At 61.2% G+C, this 17450-nt stretch carries 17 protein-coding genes; 1 reads left to right on the plus strand and 16 read right to left on the minus strand.

Annotated features, from left to right (window positions below; translation table 11 throughout):
• Nucleotides 1-645 precede the first annotated feature (645 nt).
• The 12 genes from ccmI to CWM53_RS25200 all read right to left on the minus strand — a co-directional run bounded on the left by ccmI (nucleotide 646) and on the right by CWM53_RS25200 (nucleotide 11155).
• A complete protein-coding gene (gene ccmI, locus CWM53_RS31760; protein ID WP_100729474.1) occupies nucleotides 646-1488 on the minus strand; it encodes a c-type cytochrome biogenesis protein CcmI in 843 nt (280 codons plus the stop codon).
• A complete protein-coding gene (locus CWM53_RS25150) occupies nucleotides 1485-1931 on the minus strand; it encodes a cytochrome c-type biogenesis protein (RefSeq protein ID WP_162893589.1) in 447 nt (148 codons plus the stop codon). Before CWM53_RS25150 ends, ccmI begins: the two co-directional genes overlap by 4 nt.
• A gap of 11 nt (nucleotides 1932-1942) precedes the next feature.
• Complete coding sequence (locus CWM53_RS25155) at nucleotides 1943-2497, minus strand: DsbE family thiol:disulfide interchange protein (RefSeq protein ID WP_008804532.1); 555 nt, start codon at nucleotides 2495-2497, stop codon at nucleotides 1943-1945.
• Nucleotides 2494-4446 (minus strand): heme lyase CcmF/NrfE family subunit, encoded by a 1953-nt coding sequence (locus tag CWM53_RS25160; RefSeq protein ID WP_100729475.1) that lies wholly within the window; start codon nucleotides 4444-4446, stop codon nucleotides 2494-2496. Before CWM53_RS25160 ends, CWM53_RS25155 begins: the two co-directional genes overlap by 4 nt.
• Entirely contained in the window at nucleotides 4443-4901 is a 459-nt protein-coding gene (gene ccmE, locus CWM53_RS25165; RefSeq protein ID WP_004143391.1) for a cytochrome c maturation protein CcmE, read from the minus strand. Before ccmE ends, CWM53_RS25160 begins: the two co-directional genes overlap by 4 nt.
• The gene (ccmD, locus tag CWM53_RS25170) at nucleotides 4885-5115 is read right to left on the minus strand and encodes a heme exporter protein CcmD (protein WP_002908220.1); all 231 of its coding nucleotides are present in this window, start codon (nucleotides 5113-5115) and stop codon (nucleotides 4885-4887) included. Before ccmD ends, ccmE begins: the two co-directional genes overlap by 17 nt.
• On the minus strand, nucleotides 5112-5849 hold the full coding sequence (locus CWM53_RS25175) for a heme ABC transporter permease (protein WP_100630633.1): 738 nt from the start codon (nucleotides 5847-5849) through the stop codon (nucleotides 5112-5114). Before CWM53_RS25175 ends, ccmD begins: the two co-directional genes overlap by 4 nt.
• Nucleotides 5850-5898: 49 nt before the next feature.
• The gene (ccmB, locus tag CWM53_RS25180; protein WP_012967964.1) at nucleotides 5899-6558 is read right to left on the minus strand and encodes a heme exporter protein CcmB; all 660 of its coding nucleotides are present in this window, start codon (nucleotides 6556-6558) and stop codon (nucleotides 5899-5901) included.
• Nucleotides 6555-7178 (minus strand): cytochrome c biogenesis heme-transporting ATPase CcmA, encoded by a 624-nt coding sequence (ccmA, locus tag CWM53_RS25185; protein ID WP_012541448.1) that lies wholly within the window; start codon nucleotides 7176-7178, stop codon nucleotides 6555-6557. Before ccmA ends, ccmB begins: the two co-directional genes overlap by 4 nt.
• Nucleotides 7179-7261: 83 nt before the next feature.
• The gene (locus CWM53_RS25190) at nucleotides 7262-8602 is read right to left on the minus strand and encodes a c-type cytochrome (protein ID WP_163595913.1); all 1341 of its coding nucleotides are present in this window, start codon (nucleotides 8600-8602) and stop codon (nucleotides 7262-7264) included.
• Nucleotides 8603-8612: 10 nt separating this feature from the next.
• Nucleotides 8613-10397, minus strand: coding sequence for a GMC family oxidoreductase (locus tag CWM53_RS25195; protein ID WP_002908285.1), 1785 nt, complete (start codon nucleotides 10395-10397; stop codon nucleotides 8613-8615).
• Nucleotides 10398-10399: 2 nt separating this feature from the next.
• The gene (locus CWM53_RS25200; RefSeq protein ID WP_165785131.1) at nucleotides 10400-11155 is read right to left on the minus strand and encodes a gluconate 2-dehydrogenase subunit 3 family protein; all 756 of its coding nucleotides are present in this window, start codon (nucleotides 11153-11155) and stop codon (nucleotides 10400-10402) included.
• Between the two features lie 501 nt (nucleotides 11156-11656).
• Here CWM53_RS25200 and CWM53_RS25205 point away from each other — a divergent pair.
• Entirely contained in the window at nucleotides 11657-12028 is a 372-nt protein-coding gene (locus CWM53_RS25205; RefSeq protein ID WP_100729477.1) for a VOC family protein, read from the plus strand.
• Nucleotides 12029-12088: 60 nt separating this feature from the next.
• On the opposite strand, the gene CWM53_RS25210 is transcribed toward CWM53_RS25205, so the two are convergent.
• The 4 genes from CWM53_RS25210 to CWM53_RS25225 form a co-directional block, all read right to left on the minus strand.
• A complete protein-coding gene (locus CWM53_RS25210; RefSeq protein WP_100729478.1) occupies nucleotides 12089-12772 on the minus strand; it encodes a YrhA family protein in 684 nt (227 codons plus the stop codon).
• Between the two features lie 423 nt (nucleotides 12773-13195).
• Nucleotides 13196-14266 carry an ABC transporter ATP-binding protein gene (locus CWM53_RS25215; protein ID WP_008804521.1) on the minus strand — a complete coding sequence of 357 codons (1071 nt, stop codon included), beginning with the start codon at nucleotides 14264-14266 and terminating at the stop codon, nucleotides 13196-13198.
• The gene (locus tag CWM53_RS25220; RefSeq protein ID WP_061154291.1) at nucleotides 14259-16028 is read right to left on the minus strand and encodes an ABC transporter permease; all 1770 of its coding nucleotides are present in this window, start codon (nucleotides 16026-16028) and stop codon (nucleotides 14259-14261) included. The genes CWM53_RS25215 and CWM53_RS25220 overlap by 8 nt, the downstream gene beginning before the upstream one ends.
• Nucleotides 16029-16102: 74 nt before the next feature.
• A complete protein-coding gene (locus tag CWM53_RS25225; protein ID WP_012541442.1) occupies nucleotides 16103-17191 on the minus strand; it encodes an ABC transporter substrate-binding protein in 1089 nt (362 codons plus the stop codon).
• Nucleotides 17192-17450: the final 259 nt, after the last annotated feature.

Below are 17450 nucleotides of genomic sequence, written 5' to 3' on the forward strand. Positions count from 1 at the left end.
CTGAAACTGCCGGTGCTGGCGGCCTCAACATCGCTGAGACGTTCCCGGAAGGCCGGGGCAGCCCGCATGGATGCGGGCTGAGGGCCGTATTTTGCACGGACGCTGCCTCGGCCCGACCCGAAGCCTGCAGGGATAAGTCGAAGGGTCCACGCAGTGGCGATTTTGCTGGCCGGAGCCCGGGGGTACAGGGGGCGGCGGCGACTGGCCGCCCCCTGTGCGCTCCCTGCGCCATGCCAGGCATAACGCAGAAGATTAACCGGGAGCGCAAACTACGCTGAAGCCACAGATAACATAAAAGACTTGCCAGCAATGCTTTCCCTCACCCCGGCCCTCTCGCGGAGGGAGAGGGAACCGTCCGGCAGTCGTTGCCGCTGCCATACCGCTCCCCGCACCACAGAAAACCGGGTTCAGCAACACGAAGCGGGAGCACAAAGTACGCTGAAGTCACGCGTGTTAAACGCTTTCCCCAGGCTGAGAACTTGTAAAACCGATAATAGTCTCCACCGCCGCCGGCAAGATATCAGGCTCCGAGCCCAACATGTTGCCGGGTGGCGCTTCGCTTACCCGGCCTACAAAGGCTGCCCGCGATTTGGCGCTCTATTCGCGCCCTTCGTCGGCCCACGCCTGCGCTGCGCCGCCGGGCAGTTACTGCGCCTGCTGCTGCGCTTGCGCCAGCTGGCGGACGATCGCCTCGCGCCGCGCATCCCCTTCCGGCAGCCGGGCCAGCAACGCCTGCAGGGCTGCCACGGCTTCGGGGTAATCTTCATTACGCACCGCGCTCAGGGCCAGCATCTCCAGCACCGGCAGGCTGGTCGGCTGCCGCTGATGCAGGTCACGCAGCAGCAGCTCGCCCATCCGAACCTGACCGCTATCCCCCGCCCGCACCAGCGCGCTGGCGTAATCGAAAGCCGCCGCCGGGTCATCCGCCGCCAGATCATGCGCCCGGCCAAAGGCGCCGATCGCCGTCTCGCCATCGTTCAACAACAGGCCCAGCCGCCCAAGCAGCTGCCATCCGGGGAGATCGTTCGGGGTATCCTGCAGATGGCTGCGCAGCCCGAGCCGCAGCTCCGCCAGCTCATCCATACGCAGCGGCGCCGCCGTCGGGTCCTTAACCTGCTGCAACAGCGCAGGATAATGCCGTTCAGCCTGCTGCCAGAGCAGCACCTGGCCAATATCGCTGGTTTTCAGATACAGGCCCAGACTCAGAACCACCAGCAGCAGCGCGCCCGGAAGCAGCGCCCAGCGGCTTAGCGGCCGTTCGCCAGGCTGTGCCTGGGGCGGAATATCCGTCAGCAGCGTGCGCTGCAGCTCGACGACCAGCGCCGGGTTGTCCTCGCCGCGCTCCTGCGCCAGCTCCTGCAGACGCGACTGGTACAGGGCGCGGTTGAGGGTATCGCGGTCTACCGCCCCTTTGCCCGGCCACGGGAAGTACAGCAGCCCCAGCGCGCCAGCCAGCAGCAGCGCGACGATAACCACCAACAGGCTCATCGTTCTTTTCCTTCTTTCAATAATGCCGCCAGCCGCTGGCGCTCTTCGGCGCTGAGCGCCGCGTCAGGAATGTCGCGACGACGCGCGCGGGCGATAATCACCCCCGCGCCCGCCAGCACGAACAGCCCCGGCCCCAGCCACAGCAGCACCGTGCCCGCGGTCAGGGGCGGCTCGTAGCTGACAAAATGACCGTAGCGGGCCACCATATAGTCAACGATCTGCCCTTTCGTTTTCCCCTGCTGCATCAGCTCGTACACCTTCTGCCGCATATCAGCGGCAATCATCGCGTTTGAGTCGGCGATGCTGTTGTTCTGGCATTTCGGGCAGCGCAGCTGGGAGGTGATCTCGCGGAAGGCCTGCTCCTGGGCCTCATCCTTAAACTGCCAGGTGTCGATGACAGCCCACGCCTGGCCGGTCAGCATCAGCGCCAGCAGGATGCCCATTACCCCTCTCATCAGCCCGCCCTCCGGTTGTATTGATCCCACAGCGGCTGGAGCTCCTCGCGCCACACCCGTTCGTTCAGGTCGCCGGCGTGCCGCCAGCGGATGATGCCCTGACCGTCGATGAGAAACGTCTCCGGCGCGCCATAAACGCCCAGGTCCAGACCAAGCATGCCGTTGCCATCGTACAGGCTCAGCATGTACGGGTTCCCCAGGCGCTGCAGCCAGCTCATCGCCTTCTGCCGATCGTCTTTGTAGTTCATCCCCACCACCCGCACGCCCTGCTGCGCCAGGCCGTTGAGAAACTGATGCTCGGCGCGACAGGTTGGACACCAGGTGGCCCAGACGTTAAGCAGCAGCGGCTTGCCGTCAATCAGCGTGCGCCGGTCCAGCGTCTGGCCGGGGGTATTCAGCGCTTCAAGGCGAAATTCCGGCAGCGGTTTGCCAATCAGCGCCGACTCGAGGGTCGTCGGGTCATCGCCATCGGCGTTGCGCATCAGTTGCCAGAACAGCGCAGCGGCCAGTGCCAGAAACAGCACCAGCGGGATAAACAGTAGCTTCCGGTTCATGAGGCCTCCTGCAGCTTCTTACGCATCCGGTAGCGCGGGTCGAGCATGCAGCACAGACCGCCGAGGGCCATCAGTACGCCGCCGTACCAGATCCAGCGAACGAACGGTTTATAGTACAGACGCACCGCCCAGCTGCCGTCGCTCAACTCTTCCCCCAGCGCGGCGTACAGATCGCGGGTCAGCCCGCCGCTGATCGCCGCCTCGGTCATCATCATCCGGCTGGCGGTGTAAAAGCGCTTCTCGGCATACAGCGTCGCTTCCGGGCGGCCGTTGCGGGTCACGGCAATAATGCCTTCGCCGCCGGTCCAGTTGGGGCCGACGATATTGCGCACGCCATTAAACACAAAGTGATAGCGGTGGATATCGATACTGTCGCCGGGGCGCATCCGTACATCGCGTTCCACGCTGTAGTTCTGGCTGAAGGTGATGCCGATAACGGTCACCGCCACGCCGACGTGGCCGAGCACCATCCCCCACTGGCTGCGGGTCAGAGTGCGCAGGCCGCGCCAGAAGCCGTGGCGATGGGTGGCCCGTTCGTGAACCTCCATCAGGGCGAAGATCAGCACCCACAGGGCCATCATCAGGCCGATGACCGCCATGGCGGTGATACGGTCCTGCAGCAGCCACGGCAGCGCCAGAGAAAGTGACAACGTCACCACCAGAACAATAATCAGGCGCTTAATCTGCCTGGCGACGTCATCGCGCCGCCAGCGGATCAGCGGTCCCAGCCCCAGCAGCAGCGCAAAAGGCGCCATCAGGGCGGTGAACATGGTATTGAAGAACGGCTCGCCAATGGAGATGCTGCCGAGGCCCAGCTCTTTATGCACCAGCGGCAGCAGCGTTCCGAGGAGCACCACCAGCATCGCGGCCATCAGCAAGATATTGTTGCCAAGCAGGAACGACTCGCGCGACCACAGCGTATGTTCCACCCGCGCGCGCACCCGGCCGCCCTTCAGGGCGTACAGCAGCAGCGACCCGCCGATAGCGACGATCAGCAGTACCAGAATAAACAGCCCGCGCGACGGATCCGAGGCGAAGGCATGCACCGAAACCAGCACCCCGGAGCGCACCAGGAAGGTGCCCAGCAGGCACAGAGAGAAGGCGGCGATGGCCAGCAGTACCGTCCAGGCACGGAAGCTACCCCGCTTCTCGGTCACCGCCAGGGAGTGCAGCAGCGCGGTTCCCACCAGCCACGGCATAAACGAGGCGTTTTCCACCGGGTCCCAGAACCACCAGCCGCCCCAGCCCAGTTCGTAATAGGCCCACGCCGAGCCCAGCACGATGCCGAGGGTGAGGAACATCCATGCCGCCTGGGTCCAGGGACGCGACCAGCGCGCCCAGGCAGTATCCAGCCGCCCCGCCAGCAGCGAGGCGATGGCGAAGGCGAAAGCCACCGAGAAGCCGACGTAACCCATATAGAGGATCGGCGGATGGAAAATCATGCCGATATCCTGCAACAGCGGATTGAGGTCGCGGCCATCAATGGGGTACTGCGGCAGGCCGCGGCTGAACGGGTTGGAGGTAAAGAGGATAAACAGCAGGAACCCAAAGGCGATCATCCCCATCACCGCCAGCACCCGGGCGACGGCGTCGAGCGGCATTCGGCGGCTGAAGATGGCGACGGCGAAGGTCCAGACGCTGAGCAGCAGGACCCACAGCAGCAGCGAGCCCTCGTGCGCCCCCCAGGTCGCCGCCACCCGATACCACACCGGCAGCGCGCTGTTAGAGTTTTCCGCCACGTAGCGGACGGTAAAGTCGTTGACCACGAAGGCGTGCACCAGCAGCAGGAAGGCGCCGCCGATACAGGCGAACAGCCCACAGGCCAGCGGCCGGGCCAGGGCCATCAGCCGCCGGTCCTGCCGCGCCGCGCCCCACAGGGGATAGACGCTCAGGAGCAGCGCCAGCCCCGCCGCCAGACACAATAAAAAGTTGCCCAGCTCCGGCATCATGGCTGCGCCCCCGTTTTCTCCGGCGTCATGGCGTTTTTCACCTCCGGCGGCGTGTAATTTTCATCATGCTTGGCCAGTACCTGCTGGGCGGTGATATGCCGCTCGCCGTCCAGCACGCCCTGGGCCACCACACCCTGCCCTTCACGAAACAGGTCCGGCAGAATGCCCTTATAGCTGACGTCCACCACCCCGCGGGCGTCATACAGCTTAAAGCGCACGTCGAGGGTTTGCGGGTCGCGCTGCAGGGAGCCCGGCTGAACGTAGCCCCCCACCCGCAGCCGCTGCCCGGTATGGGGCAGCGCCCGGGTTTCCGTTTTGCCGTAGATAATTTCCCCCGGGGTGTAGAACAGATCGATATTGCTGCTCAGGGCGTACAGCGTCAGGCTGACGGTCAGCCCGAGGCCGGCGAGCACCGCCAGCACGATATACAGCCGGGTTTTACGACGCGCTTGCATCCGCGGCCTCCTTGTCGTGTTCGCGGGCGGCAGCGATCCGCCGCTCGCGCGCCTGCTGGCGTCGTACCTCATGGAACAGCGCCCGCCGCGCCCACAGAGTGTGCACCGTCAGCAAGCCAAAGGCGGCGACGGCCACCGCCACCGCCAGCCAGACGTACACGGCATAGCCGCCCATATTCAGGAAGGCGGCGAAAGACGAAAAAGCGGGGCTCATCGGGCAGCTCCTTTATTCACCAGCGCCACCACCCACGGTCGACGGCGCTCCAGTTGCAGGATCAGGTTGCGCAGGCGCATCAGGGTCAGCGTGACCGACAGCGCGAGGAAAGCAAAGATACAGATCCGCAGCGGCAGACGCATGCTTGGGTCAATGGTTTGCTGCAGGTTGGTCGAGCCCTGGTGCAGGGTGTTCCACCAGTAGACCGAGTAATGAATGATGGGCAGATTGACCACCCCGACCAGGACGAGGATCCCCGCCGCGCGCCCGGCCAGCCGCCGGTCGTCAAAGGCGTGCCACAGGGCGATGACCCCGGCGTACAGAAACAGCAGCACCAGCTCTGAGGTCAGGCGGGCGTCCCAGATCCACCAGGTTCCCCACATCGGCTTACCCCATGCCGCGCCGCTGACCAGTGCCACCAGGGTGCAGACCGCCCCCACCGGCGCCAGGGCGGCGATCGCCAGGTCGGCCATTTTGATCTGCCAGACCACCCCGACGAAGGCCGCGACGGCCATCGCCAGGTACAGCCCCATCGACCACATCGCCGCCGGGACGTGAAGGTACATGATCCGATAGCTTTCCCCCTGCTGATAGTCCGCGGGGGCGAAGCCAAAGCCCCACCCCAGGCCGATGACCAGCAACAGCGCGCTCAACGCCGCCAGCCAGGGGATCCAGCATCCGCACAGGCGGTACAGCCGCTCGGGGATCGCCAGTTGATGTAACGCTTTCCACATAGACGCTTACTCACACGGTTATGATGGCCGCGCCCGCAGGCGCAGCGAATTATTGCACGGTCAGCCGCAGCGCGGCGGCGGTGGCGAACGGACACAGGGTGGCGCTGGCGGTTAAAAACGCCGCCAGCATCGCCAGATAGCCGCTGACCGGGAGCCCAGCGGCCGCCGCCTGGCAGGCCGCGGTGGCGAAAATCAGCAGCGGCACCGCCAGCGGCAGCACCAGCAGGCTCAGCAGGACGCCGCCGCGCTTCAGACCGACCGTCAGGCCAACCCCCACCGCGCCGAGAAAACTGAGCGTCGGGGTGCCGAGCAGCAAGGTCAGCGCCAGCACGCCGGCATCGTGCAGACTCATCCCCAGCAGCAGCGCCGCCAGCGGCGAGACGATCAGCAGCGGCAGGCCGCTCATCATCCAGTGGGCAACCACCTTCACCAGCACAACCGCCACCAGCGGCGTCGGCAGGAGCATCAGTTGCTCCAGGGAACCGTCCTGCCAGTCGTCGCGAAACAACCGATCCATCACCAGCAGCGCCGCCAGCAGCGCGGCGACCCACACCACGCCCGGCGCAATCTGCGCCAGCAGCTGTGGCGCGGCGCCGACGCCGAACGGAAACAGGGTGATGACGATCAGAAAGAACCAGAGCGGATTGAGGATCTCCGCCCCGCTGCGCCACGCCAGGCGCAGTTCCCGGGCCAACAGCGCTCGCATCATTGCCCGCCTCCCGCGTCGCCGCCGAGGCGCAGGGTGCGCAACGGACAGCGCAGCGGCCGCAGCGGCTGATGAGTCGTGAGGATCGCGCTTCCCCCCTGCCGGGCGTGCTGCTCCAGGCGGCGGGTCAGGGTTTCCATCGCCGTGGCGTCGAGCGCGGTGAACGGCTCATCGAGGATCCACAGCGGCGCGTCGGTTAACCACAGGCGGGTCAGCGCCACCCGCCGCTGCTGCCCGGCGGAGAGCTGGCTCAAGGGGAGGTCTTCATAGCCCGCCAGGCCGACGGCGGCGAGGGCGCTTTCCCGCTGCTGAAGGCGGCTGGATGGAAAGAAGAAACGCAGGTTTTCATCGGCGGTCAGCGCCGCGTTGACGCCGGGTTTATGGCCCAGCCACAGCAACTGACGATGAAATGACTCCCGGACCTTCGCCAGCGGCTGCCCCTGCCAGCTCACCACCCCGCTTTCCGGGCGCGCCAGGCCGCAAAGGATCCGCAGCAGCGAGGTTTTCCCCGCGCCGTTATCACCGGCGACCTGCAGCAGCTCGCCGGCAGCGAGGGACAGCGTCAGCGCCGCAAATAGCGGTCGATCGTCAACGATGCAGGTCAGTCGCTCTGCATGCAGCATGAAGGCAAACTCCTTGATTCAGACAGTATTTTACGTCGTGGCTAAGTATGGGTTGCGCCGCGCGGGCGACGCAACCCTGACGATTACTGTCCGGCCCCCGGCAGCTTCGAGATATCGGCGTTGCCTAACGCCTTCTCATCGTGCGCTGCGGTCTCCTTACGCACCTTCGCCACATCGCTGGCGCTGACCGCCGGCGCATTGTTGCCCCAACTGGTGCGGATGAAGTTGACCACATCCGCCACCTGCTGGTCGTCCAGACGCCAGCCAAACGACGGCATGGTCAGGTTGGAGACCGCATCTTTCACCGCCGGCGTGGTGCTCCCGGTCAGAACGATATGGATAAGCGAAGTGGCATCTTCGGTCTGTACCACCGGGTTGCCCTTCAGCGACGGGAAGGCGCGTTGGTAGCCCACGCCGTCGGTGCGGTGGCAGGCGGCGCAGTTATCAACGTACAGCGCGGCGCCGGTTTTGCTGTCGTTACCCTTCCACAGATCTTTCGCCACGCTGTCTTCCACCGGGGCTGGGGTCTGTTTGCCGCCGCGCGGCGGGAGCGACTTCAGATAGCGGGCGATGGCGGTGATGTCGTCATCAGAAAGATACTGCAGACTGTGCTCCACCACATCGCTCATGCCGCCGAAGACCACCGATTTATCGTTGCGTCCGGTTTTCAGGAACTCGGCCAGCTCAGCCTCGCTCCAGGTCCCCAGACCGTCGCGGTTTTCGCCGCGCAGGCTGGAGGCGACCCAGCCGTCAATCGGCGCATTGCTGCCCGCCAGGTAATCATCGCCTTCGCTTTCGCTCAGCGCTTTTTCCTGCATCGTCAGACTGCGCGGGGTATGGCAGGCGCCGCAGTGGCCCAGGCCTTCCACCAGATAGCGGCCGCGCTCCAGCACCGGGTCAACCTGCGGGTTGGCGACAAAGTCGCTCGGCGTCGGGGCGAAGATGCCGCGCCAGAACGCCAGCGGCCAGCGCATCGACAGCGGCCACGGGATGTCGGTGTCCTTGTTGGCGGCATTTACCGGTTCCACGCCATGCATAAAGTAGGCGTACATGGCGCGCATGTCCGCTTCACTGATCCGCGCGAACGAGGGATACGGCATCGCCGGATAGAGCGTGGAACCGTCTTTCCGCACGCCCTTGCGCACCGCGTCGTCGAACTCTTCGAAGGTGTACCCGCCGATGCCGTGTTCTTTATCCGGCGTGATATTGGTGGAGTAGATGGTGCCGATCGGCGTCTCCATCGGCAGACCGCCGGCGAAAGGTTTCCCCGTTTTGCCGTTGGTGTGGCAGGCGACACAGTCCCCCGCCCGCGCCAGATACTCCCCCTGCTTAATCAGATTGCTGTCCGCAGGCGCCTCTTCGGCAAAAGCCGCGCAGCTCAATGCCCCAAGCACCAGGGCCGATAACCATTGCATTTTCATCATCTGCCTTCCTTTATGCCTGCACCAGGGGACCCGGATTTTTCAGATACTGCTCACGGATCGCCTTCGCTGACCAGTAGGCCAGCGCGGCCACCGTGCCGGTTGGGTTGTAGCCCAGCCCCTGCGGGAACGCGGAGGCGCCGATGACGAAGACGTTATGCACGTCCCAGCTTTGCAGATAACGGTTCACGGCGCTGGTTTTCGGATCTTCCCCCATTACCGCCCCGCCGTTCATATGGGTGGTCTGGTAGGTGGTGGTATCAAAGTGGCTGTTGGCGTTTTTCGGGCTGCCGAGGATATATTTCGGCTTCATCGCTTTGGCGATCGGCGCCATCTTATCGAACATAAACTGCGCCATCTTGATGTCGTTTTCCTGCCAGTCGAAGGTCATGCGCAGCAGCGGCTGGCCGAAGACGTTTTTGTAGTTCGGATCAAGATCGAGGTAGTTCTGCCGATAGGACTGGTGCGCGCCGTGGGCATCCATCGACAGGTGATGGGTGTAGGTATCGGCAACCGCCGCTTTCCACTTGCTGCCCCACGCCGGGGTGCCCGGCGGTACCGGGAAACCGGAGATGGGCTTGGTCCCGGCCTGGTTGACCCAGAATGGTGAACCGCCCACAAAGCCCGCCGCGCCGTGGTCGAAGTTGTCGGCGTTGAAGTCGTCGACCCCGACGCCGTTGCCGCCCGCGCCGATAAACGGGTTGGTATAGGTGTCTTTGTCGAAAATGGCCTTGATGGTGGTCATGTTCTGGTAGGCGAAGTTACGCCCCACCACCCCTTCGCCGGTCTCCGGATTGTACGGTTTGCCGATCCCGGAGAGCAGCATCAGGTGCACGTTGTGGAACTGGAAGGCGCCGATAATCACCAGGTCCGCCGGCTGTTCCATTTCGCGCCCCTGGCCGTCGACGTAGGTCACGCCGGTGGCGCGGGATTTGTCGTCGGTCAGGTTGACCTTCAGCACGTTGGCGTTAGTCCGCAGTTCAAAGCGTTTTTCCTGGCGCAGCGCCGGCAGGATGTTCACGTTCGGCGAGGCTTTCGAATACATGTAGCAGGCGTAGCCGCTGCAGAAACCGCAGAAGTTACACGGCCCCATCTGCGCGCCATACGGGTTGGTATAGGAGTCGGAGGTGTTTGCGGAAGGCAGGTTATAGGGATGATAGCCCACTTCCAGGGCCGCTTTTTCAAACAGCTGCGCCGACCAGGTGTTTTTCTGCGCCGGCAGCGGGAAATCGTCCGAGCGGTCCGGGGCGAAGGCGTTGCCGCCGCGGCCTTTGCCGACGACCTTGCCTTTGATCGACCAGGCAGTCCCGGAAGTGCCGAACACTTTTTCCGCTTTATCGAAGAACGGCTCCAGCTCGTCGTAGGTGACGCCGAAATCCTGGATGATCATATCCTGGGGAATGAAGTTTTTGCCGTAGCGTTCTTCATAGTGGCTGCGCATCCGCAGTTCGATGGGATCGACGCGAAAATGCACGCCGGACCAGTGCAGCCCGGCACCGCCCACGCCGGTACCCGGCAGGAAGGCCGCCAGCTGCCGATACGGCACCGCCTGCTGGCTGGTGTTATGCCGGATGGTGACGGTGCTTTTCGACAGATCCTGGAACAGCTTGCGGCGGATGTTGTAGGTCAGCTCATCAATCACCTGCGGATAGGCGCCGTCCGGCCAGGTATCGCGCATCGGGCCGCGCTCCAGCGCGACGACGTTGAGCCCGGCTTCGGTCAGCTCTTTGGCCATGATCGCCCCAACCCAGCCGAAGCCGACGATCGCGACATCGGTTTTTTTCAATACGGTGGCCATGATTACGCCCTCTCCCCATTAATTGATACCGGTGGGAAGGGATAGCGTTCGCTTCGTTCAACCCAGTCCATAAAGTCGGCGCGCGCGCCGGGAAAATTAATCAGCGTCCAGCCGACCATGCCTTTATTGCCGCCATGGATCGGGTCGCTGAAGAAGCCTTCGCGGGTGTTTTGCAGCAGATAGGAGAAGAACAGCGAGGCCGGGAGCTGTTTGAACTCGGCTTTGCCGGATTCCCACAGGCCGAGCGCCTCGTCCTGCTGCTCGCTGCTCAGTTCAGCGAAGGTTTTGTGATACTTGTCCTGACACCAGACCTCAGCGTCGGCGATCCCGAGGTTATAGATCTGTTTGGGCACCAGCGGCAGCTGATAGCCCATCTCTTTCGGTACGTCGGGGTTGAAGGGACCCTGCATGTACCAGATGGAGCCGGTGGCGTAGGGGGTATTGAGCTGGCGGTCAATAAACTCCGGCACCCCGGCCTCTTTGGCGCCAGGACCGAGTTCATCCGCCGGGATTAAGCGAGCGACGGCGGCGTTGATAAACACCCACTCACGATCGTTGAAGAACTGCGGCTTCCAGTAGCTGGCCGCCACGGTGTTCCCGGAAGCGGGCTCAGACGCGGGGGCCGCCTGCGCGGTCGCGCTGGTGGCCACGCCAATGGCCCCTGCTCCCGCGCCGCCGATCACCACCGTCGGGATCAACGCCATCGATTTCACCAGGAAATCACGCCTGGAATTGTTGGTTTTCTCGCTCGACATCATCACATTCCTGTCATTGAAAATTACTGTTTTTGTCGCTGACAAACCCAGTGAATGTCGTGCTGGAACCGATACCATTACGCTTCGCAACCACTTAACGTCTGGCCCGGCCCGGCAAGTCGGATAAAACATCGCCAGTGGCGATATCATTTATAGGGTTATCGTTTGGATAGTAGACGATTCTCAACGAAACGCGGGAAATCGGAGAGAAATTCACCGGAATGTCATCGTGAGAAGGGTGCTGCCATAAACCTTGAGGCGGCAAACCGGCGGCATTCACACCGCGCTGAGCTTACCCATGCGCCATAAAAGAGTGACTTGTATCACAAATGTTATTTTTTGTTTATGGTACATGGCAGATTAAACGTCTGTAAATACTCGTATTAGGAATAATTAAACATTTTGAGCTGTTAAAAAAGTTACTAACCGTTGTTAACTATTTTGCATCTATTTCCCGGCTAACGCGTTCAGCTGGCGATCCCCATCCACAGGAGAAGAGAAGATATGTTCGATCATGTGAAATTCGGCGCTAGCGACTATGCCGCCAGCAAAGCGTTCTTTTTACAGGCCCTGGCCCCGCTTGGCGTAACGCTGGTTGGCGAAGGCGAGCCGACCTACGGCGCAGAGCTGGCCGGCAGCGGCGATGTCTCTCTATGCCTCTATCAAAGTACGGAAAAACCGGCGCCGCTGCACATTGCCTTTCGCGCCGACAGCCGCGAGCAGGTCGATGCCTTCTGGCAGGCGGCGCTGGCCGCCGGAGGAAAGGACAACGGCGCGCCGGGGTTACGGCCAAACTACCACGCCAGTTACTACGCCGCCTTTGTGATTGCGCCAGACGGGCACAATATTGAAGCCGTGTGCCATCTGGCGGGGTAAGCTGAGCGGAAAAAAATTCCCACGTCCGTGGGAAACACTGAAGGTATGGATGTGTCGGATTCAGCTGACCGGCTCAATGAGGGCGGACAACAGTCCGTTGAAGTGGGTATGTGACTCAATGACATAATCCGAGGAGACTTTATCGCGGATTTCGAAACGGTCATCTGTGAAGCTGTAGACAATCGCGGACATGCCCTCTTCACCAATCACTACTTTGTCATTGAGGTTCGGATCGACATAGATTTCGTTAATACGCGTCTCAAAGTTTCGAACAAAGATATTCGACCATGCAGGTTCACCGTTCTCTGCCTGCACCAGGCTGTACAATGTCATGCCATTGTACTCACCCCCATCCATAATATTGAACATATCCGCGTAGTCCGGCCGACTAATCAATAGTCGTTGAATATCCTCATAGACCCTTCTTTTCTTGTCCTCCCATTCAACAGGCGCGACTTTGTGCATTAAATCTGCCATGACGTCTGGGTCTACAGGGTCGGCTACGGGATAATTACCTTCCACCATCAGCGACTTCAGGTTACCAATCGTGAAATAGCGCTTTAGCTGGGCGGGGAATAAAACTGGCATTGCGATTGTTTTTCCTTTCTCGTCGCAAAACTCGACCAGATAGCCAGTTGTTGGCGTATTAAAAAACATCACAATCGTACCAAGCGTTCCTTTTACCAGCCCTTCATTCGGTAAATCCTCACCTAAAACCACAACGTCTAATTCGGCTCTTTTCATTTTAATTTCCTTATCAAACGAAAACAGGCCCCACACGTGTGGGGAAGACCCGAACAGGGAACCGGAGAGTTTTTCTTTTTTAGACACACCCCCACACACGTGGGGAAGACAGTCCATATACTCTGACAAAACCATGCTTAACAGAAACACCCCCACGCATGTGGGGAAGACACCAGCATATTGTGTTTAGCGGCGTATTAAAATACCAGATTTACGATAGTTGCACTCCGCAGGGTTTCCGCATCAGCATCAACATTTATCAAACGAAAAAGTCTGTCCCCATATCACCACCGTCGACTTGCTGCTGACCAGGACCGATATACCCTACTGGCCTGCCCGCCCCGCAGCCAGGCGCAAAACGCTTTTGTCATACCTAGAACGTAGCGCGACGTACTGATGCTTGCCTTCCGTGGCTTCGCGTAGTTACCGCTGCGGAAAAATCCACACATCCTCCGCCGGGAGCGTCAGATGGCAGTGTTCGGCATCGCGCAGCGCCGTTCCGTAGGCGCGCAGCGGAAAGTCGTCGCCTTCGGTACGGAACAGGTACTCCCAGCGGTCGCCGAGGTACATGCTGGTCAGCAGCGGTAGCTGGAGGCTATTATCCTGCGCTGCGCCGTCGAGACGCAGGCGCTCGACGCGGATCACCGCCGTCGCCGGTTGGCCGACGCTGACCCCCTCGCCCGCTCGTCCCCACAGCGTCCAGCTGGCGCCTTCAACCCTCGCACGACCGTTTTCCAGTGCCGTCACCTTACCGTGCAGGCGGTTATTGCTGCCCATAAACTCGGCGGCGAACAACGTCGCCGGGCTGCCGTACATCTCCTGCGGCGTCCCCTGCTGCTCGATGACGCCATTATTCAGCAGCAGAATACGATCGGAGATGGCCATTGCTTCATTTTGATCGTGGGTGACCATCAGCGCCGACAGGCCCAGCTTGATGATCAGCTCGCGCAGAAACACCCGCGCCTCTTCGCGCAGCTTGGCGTCAAGGTTGGAGAGCGGTTCATCCAGCAGGATCACCGGCGGGTTGTAGACCAGCGCCCGGCCGATGGCCACCCGCTGCTGCTGGCCGCCGGAGAGCTGGTGCGGATGGCGGTTGCCGAGATGCCCCAGCCCCAGTTGATCCAGCACGCGCTGCACCCGTTCTTTTATCTCCCCGGCGGCGACTTTACGCAGCTTCAGCGGATAGGCCACGTTGTCGAACACCGTTTTGTGCGGCCACAGGGCATAGGACTGAAAGACCAGGCCCAGGTTACGCTCTTCGGCCGGGATTTCGCTGCGCGGCGTACCGTCGTACACCGTACGGTTGCCGATGGCGATCCGTCCGCTCGTCGGCTTCTCCAGCCCGGCCACCGCCCGCAGTAGCGTGGTTTTGCCGCTTCCCGAAGGCCCCAGCAGCGATACTACCTCCCCCCGGCCAAGCGTCATGGACACCCCCTTCAGCACCGGGTTGTCGCCATAGGTGAGATGCAGATTTTCTACCGATAACTCAATCATGTAATTTCACTCCAAAGCGCAGGGCGATGCCAAGGCCAATCACCACCAGCAGAATATTGATAAAGGAGAGCGCCGCGACGATATCAATGGCCCCCGCCGCCCACAGCGACACCAGCATCGAGCCGATGGTTTCCGTACCCGGCGACAGCAGATAGACGCCGGTGGAATACTCGCGCTCAAAGATAAGGAACATCAACAGCCACGAGCCAATCAGCCCATAGCGCGACAGCGGGACGGTGACGTGGCGGGTGATCTGCCCCCGTGAGGCACCAGTGCTGCGCGCCGCCTCCTCCAGCTCCGGGCCCACCTGCAGCAGCGTCGAAGAGATGAGCCGCAGACCGTAGGCCATCCATACCACGGTGTAGGCCAGCCAGACGCTGAAGATGGTGTTGCGCAGGGCGCGCAGCTGCACGATAACGTGTTCGCGCAGCCAGTCGGCCACCGGCAGCGCTGAGAGCCAGCCGTGCTTCAGCGACTGATCGAGCCACATCGGCACAAACAGGAACACCCACAGGAAGGCCAGACCGGCCAGCAGCCCCGGCACCGCGCGCGGGACCAGCACGCTGTAGTCGAGAAAGCGGGTGACGTTGTCCGCTTTGCGGTGCATGGCGATGCCGACAAACAGATAGCAGACCACCGCCAGCGCGCCGCCGACGATGCCGATAGCCATCGAGTTGACGATCGCCCGCAGCAGGTTGGGCTGCTGCCAGATATTGTGGAACGTCGCCAGCGACAGCTCATCCCACAACGACACGCCGACGCCCCAGTTGGAGATAAAGGCGCGCAGCGCCACGCCGAGCAGTGGTACGCCGATGGTCACCGTCAGCCAGGCCACTACCACCGCCCCGGCCACCCAGCGCCATTTGCCCAGCGGCAGCGCCCGCGCCTGCGACGCCTTGCCCTTCATGGTGACAAAGCGGTTGGCGGTGCGCATCAGCCGACGCTGGAGCATCACCAGCGGGATGGTGATGCAGATCAGCACCACCGCCACCGCCGCCATCAGATGGTAGGAGGGGGTGCCGAGCTTGTTGGTCAGCTTATAGAGATAGGTCGCCAGCACCATGTTGCCCTCAGGGTCGCCCAGCACCAGCATCAGACCGAAAACTTCCAGACCGAGGAAGAAGAGCAGCACGCAGGCGTAAAGAATGGATGGCCGCACCATCGGCAGACTCACCGAGGTCATCACCTGCAGCGGGGTAGCGCCGACGGTGCGCGCCGCCTCTTCCACGTCGGAACCGACGCTGCGCAGCGCCGAAGAGATATAGAGATAGGCGTGCGGAACGTGGGTTAAGCCGGCGATGACCACAATGCTGAACATCGAGTAGATATTCCACGGTACAAAGCCGATCAGTTGCTGCGCCCACTGGGAAAAGAAGCCTACCGGCCCGGCGGCCACCACGTAGCCAAAGCCCAGCACCATCGGCGAGACGAAGATCGGCACCAGGATCAGCGGCTCAATGATCCGCCGGCCGGGTAAATCGGTGCGCACCATCAGAAACGCCAAAATACCGCCCAGCGGAATGGCAATAATCACCAGGCCAAAGGCCAGAATAAAACCTGACCTTAATGCCAGATAAAAATCCGGGTCGGTAAAAATAAAGGCGAACGCTTCCAGACTCCACGATTTGGAGCGGGAAAAGAATGGCGCGGAGAGAAAACTCTGCACCACAATAAATAACAGTGGGACATAAATCACCAGCGCCGTGATGCACACCACCACGCCGCGCGGCAGCCCCTGCCACTTTCTGCGTAATACATTCATGGTTCATCCCTTTGGTCAGGAGAAAAAACCCGCCGGGTGTGAATAAGGGGCATCGGCGATGCCCCGAAGGAGGATTATTTCGCGGCGGCGCTGCGCCATTGTTTAATAAACTGCAGACGTTTTTGCGGCTGTAAATAATCGAGCAGCGTTTCGTTGACCGGGATCGGTTTTAACGCTTTGCCCAACAGCGCGGTCATACCATCGATATCATTTTTACCTTCAATATCGCGACGAATAGAGGGAATATCCGCCTGGCTGGCGAGGATCTGCTGGCCTTTTTCCGACAAGACATAATCCAGCCACAATTTCGCTGCATTGGGATGTTCGCTCTCCTGGCTAATAAACGAGACGCGGGAGAGCACCAGCACGTAATCTTTCGGATAGGCGATGCCTAAAGAGGGATCGTTTTTCGCCCGTGCTTCGGCATAGGAGCCAAGAATGTTATAGCCGATCAGGTTTTCGCCAGAGGAGACGCGCTCCATCATCGTGCCGGTGGAAGACTGCACTGTCAGACCGCCTTTAGCGATATTCGCCAGGTCGGCAAAATAGTTCGCGTCGGCCTGGCTGTCCTGCACCGCCAGCATAAAGCCGAGGCCCGATTTTTCGATATCGTAGGTGGTGACTTTGCCTTTAAATTTATCGGCCTGGCTGGCGATCAGTTTTGCCAGCGCGGTATGCGAATCCGGAACCTCATTCTGCGGGATCAGCCGTTTGTTATAGATAAACACCACCGGCTCGTAGGTGGTGCCATAGGCTTTCTGCTGCCAGACCGCCCAGTCGGGTAATTGCTTCACCTCCGGCGAGGCATATTGTTCCGCGTATTCGGTAGCTAATTTCAGCGCGGTATCCATCGACGAGCTCCACACCACGTCCCCGCTGCCGCCCCCGGCGGCCTGCTCGCTGATATAGCGGTTATACAGCTCGGTGCTGTTCATGTCGTTATATTCAACTTTGACGCCCGGATATTGCGCTTCAAATCCTTTAATTAACGGCCCGGCTGCTTTGGTATCGGTGGTGGAATAAATAACCACCTTGCCCTCTTTTACGGCGGCATCAACCGTTTTTTGATAATCCGCCGGATAGCCCGCAGGCACCTCCGCCCAGGCGGCACAGGCGAAAACGGCCGTCAGTGAAACCACTAAACCACTTATTTTCTTATACATGATACCAACCTTTAACCATCAATTAATAAACACAAATTTAACATATAGTGGTATCAGCTCCCCTTGCAACGCCGGGGATGGCTTTTTTCTGGCTTTTGTGACACTGGCAGAATTTAAAAATGTGGTGTTTATGGCGTTAATTAAAACGCGATCCCGGCCCGGTTTTTTATCGCCTGTCGCCTGACTCAGACGCAGTGACGTTCCGCCGGAAGCCCCCGCCCTTGACCTTCTGCGCCGGGCGGCGCAGCATAAAACGGCA

Source organism: Klebsiella sp. A-Nf5 (genome assembly GCF_002810545.1).
GTDB classification, from domain to species: domain Bacteria; phylum Pseudomonadota; class Gammaproteobacteria; order Enterobacterales; family Enterobacteriaceae; genus Klebsiella; species Klebsiella variicola.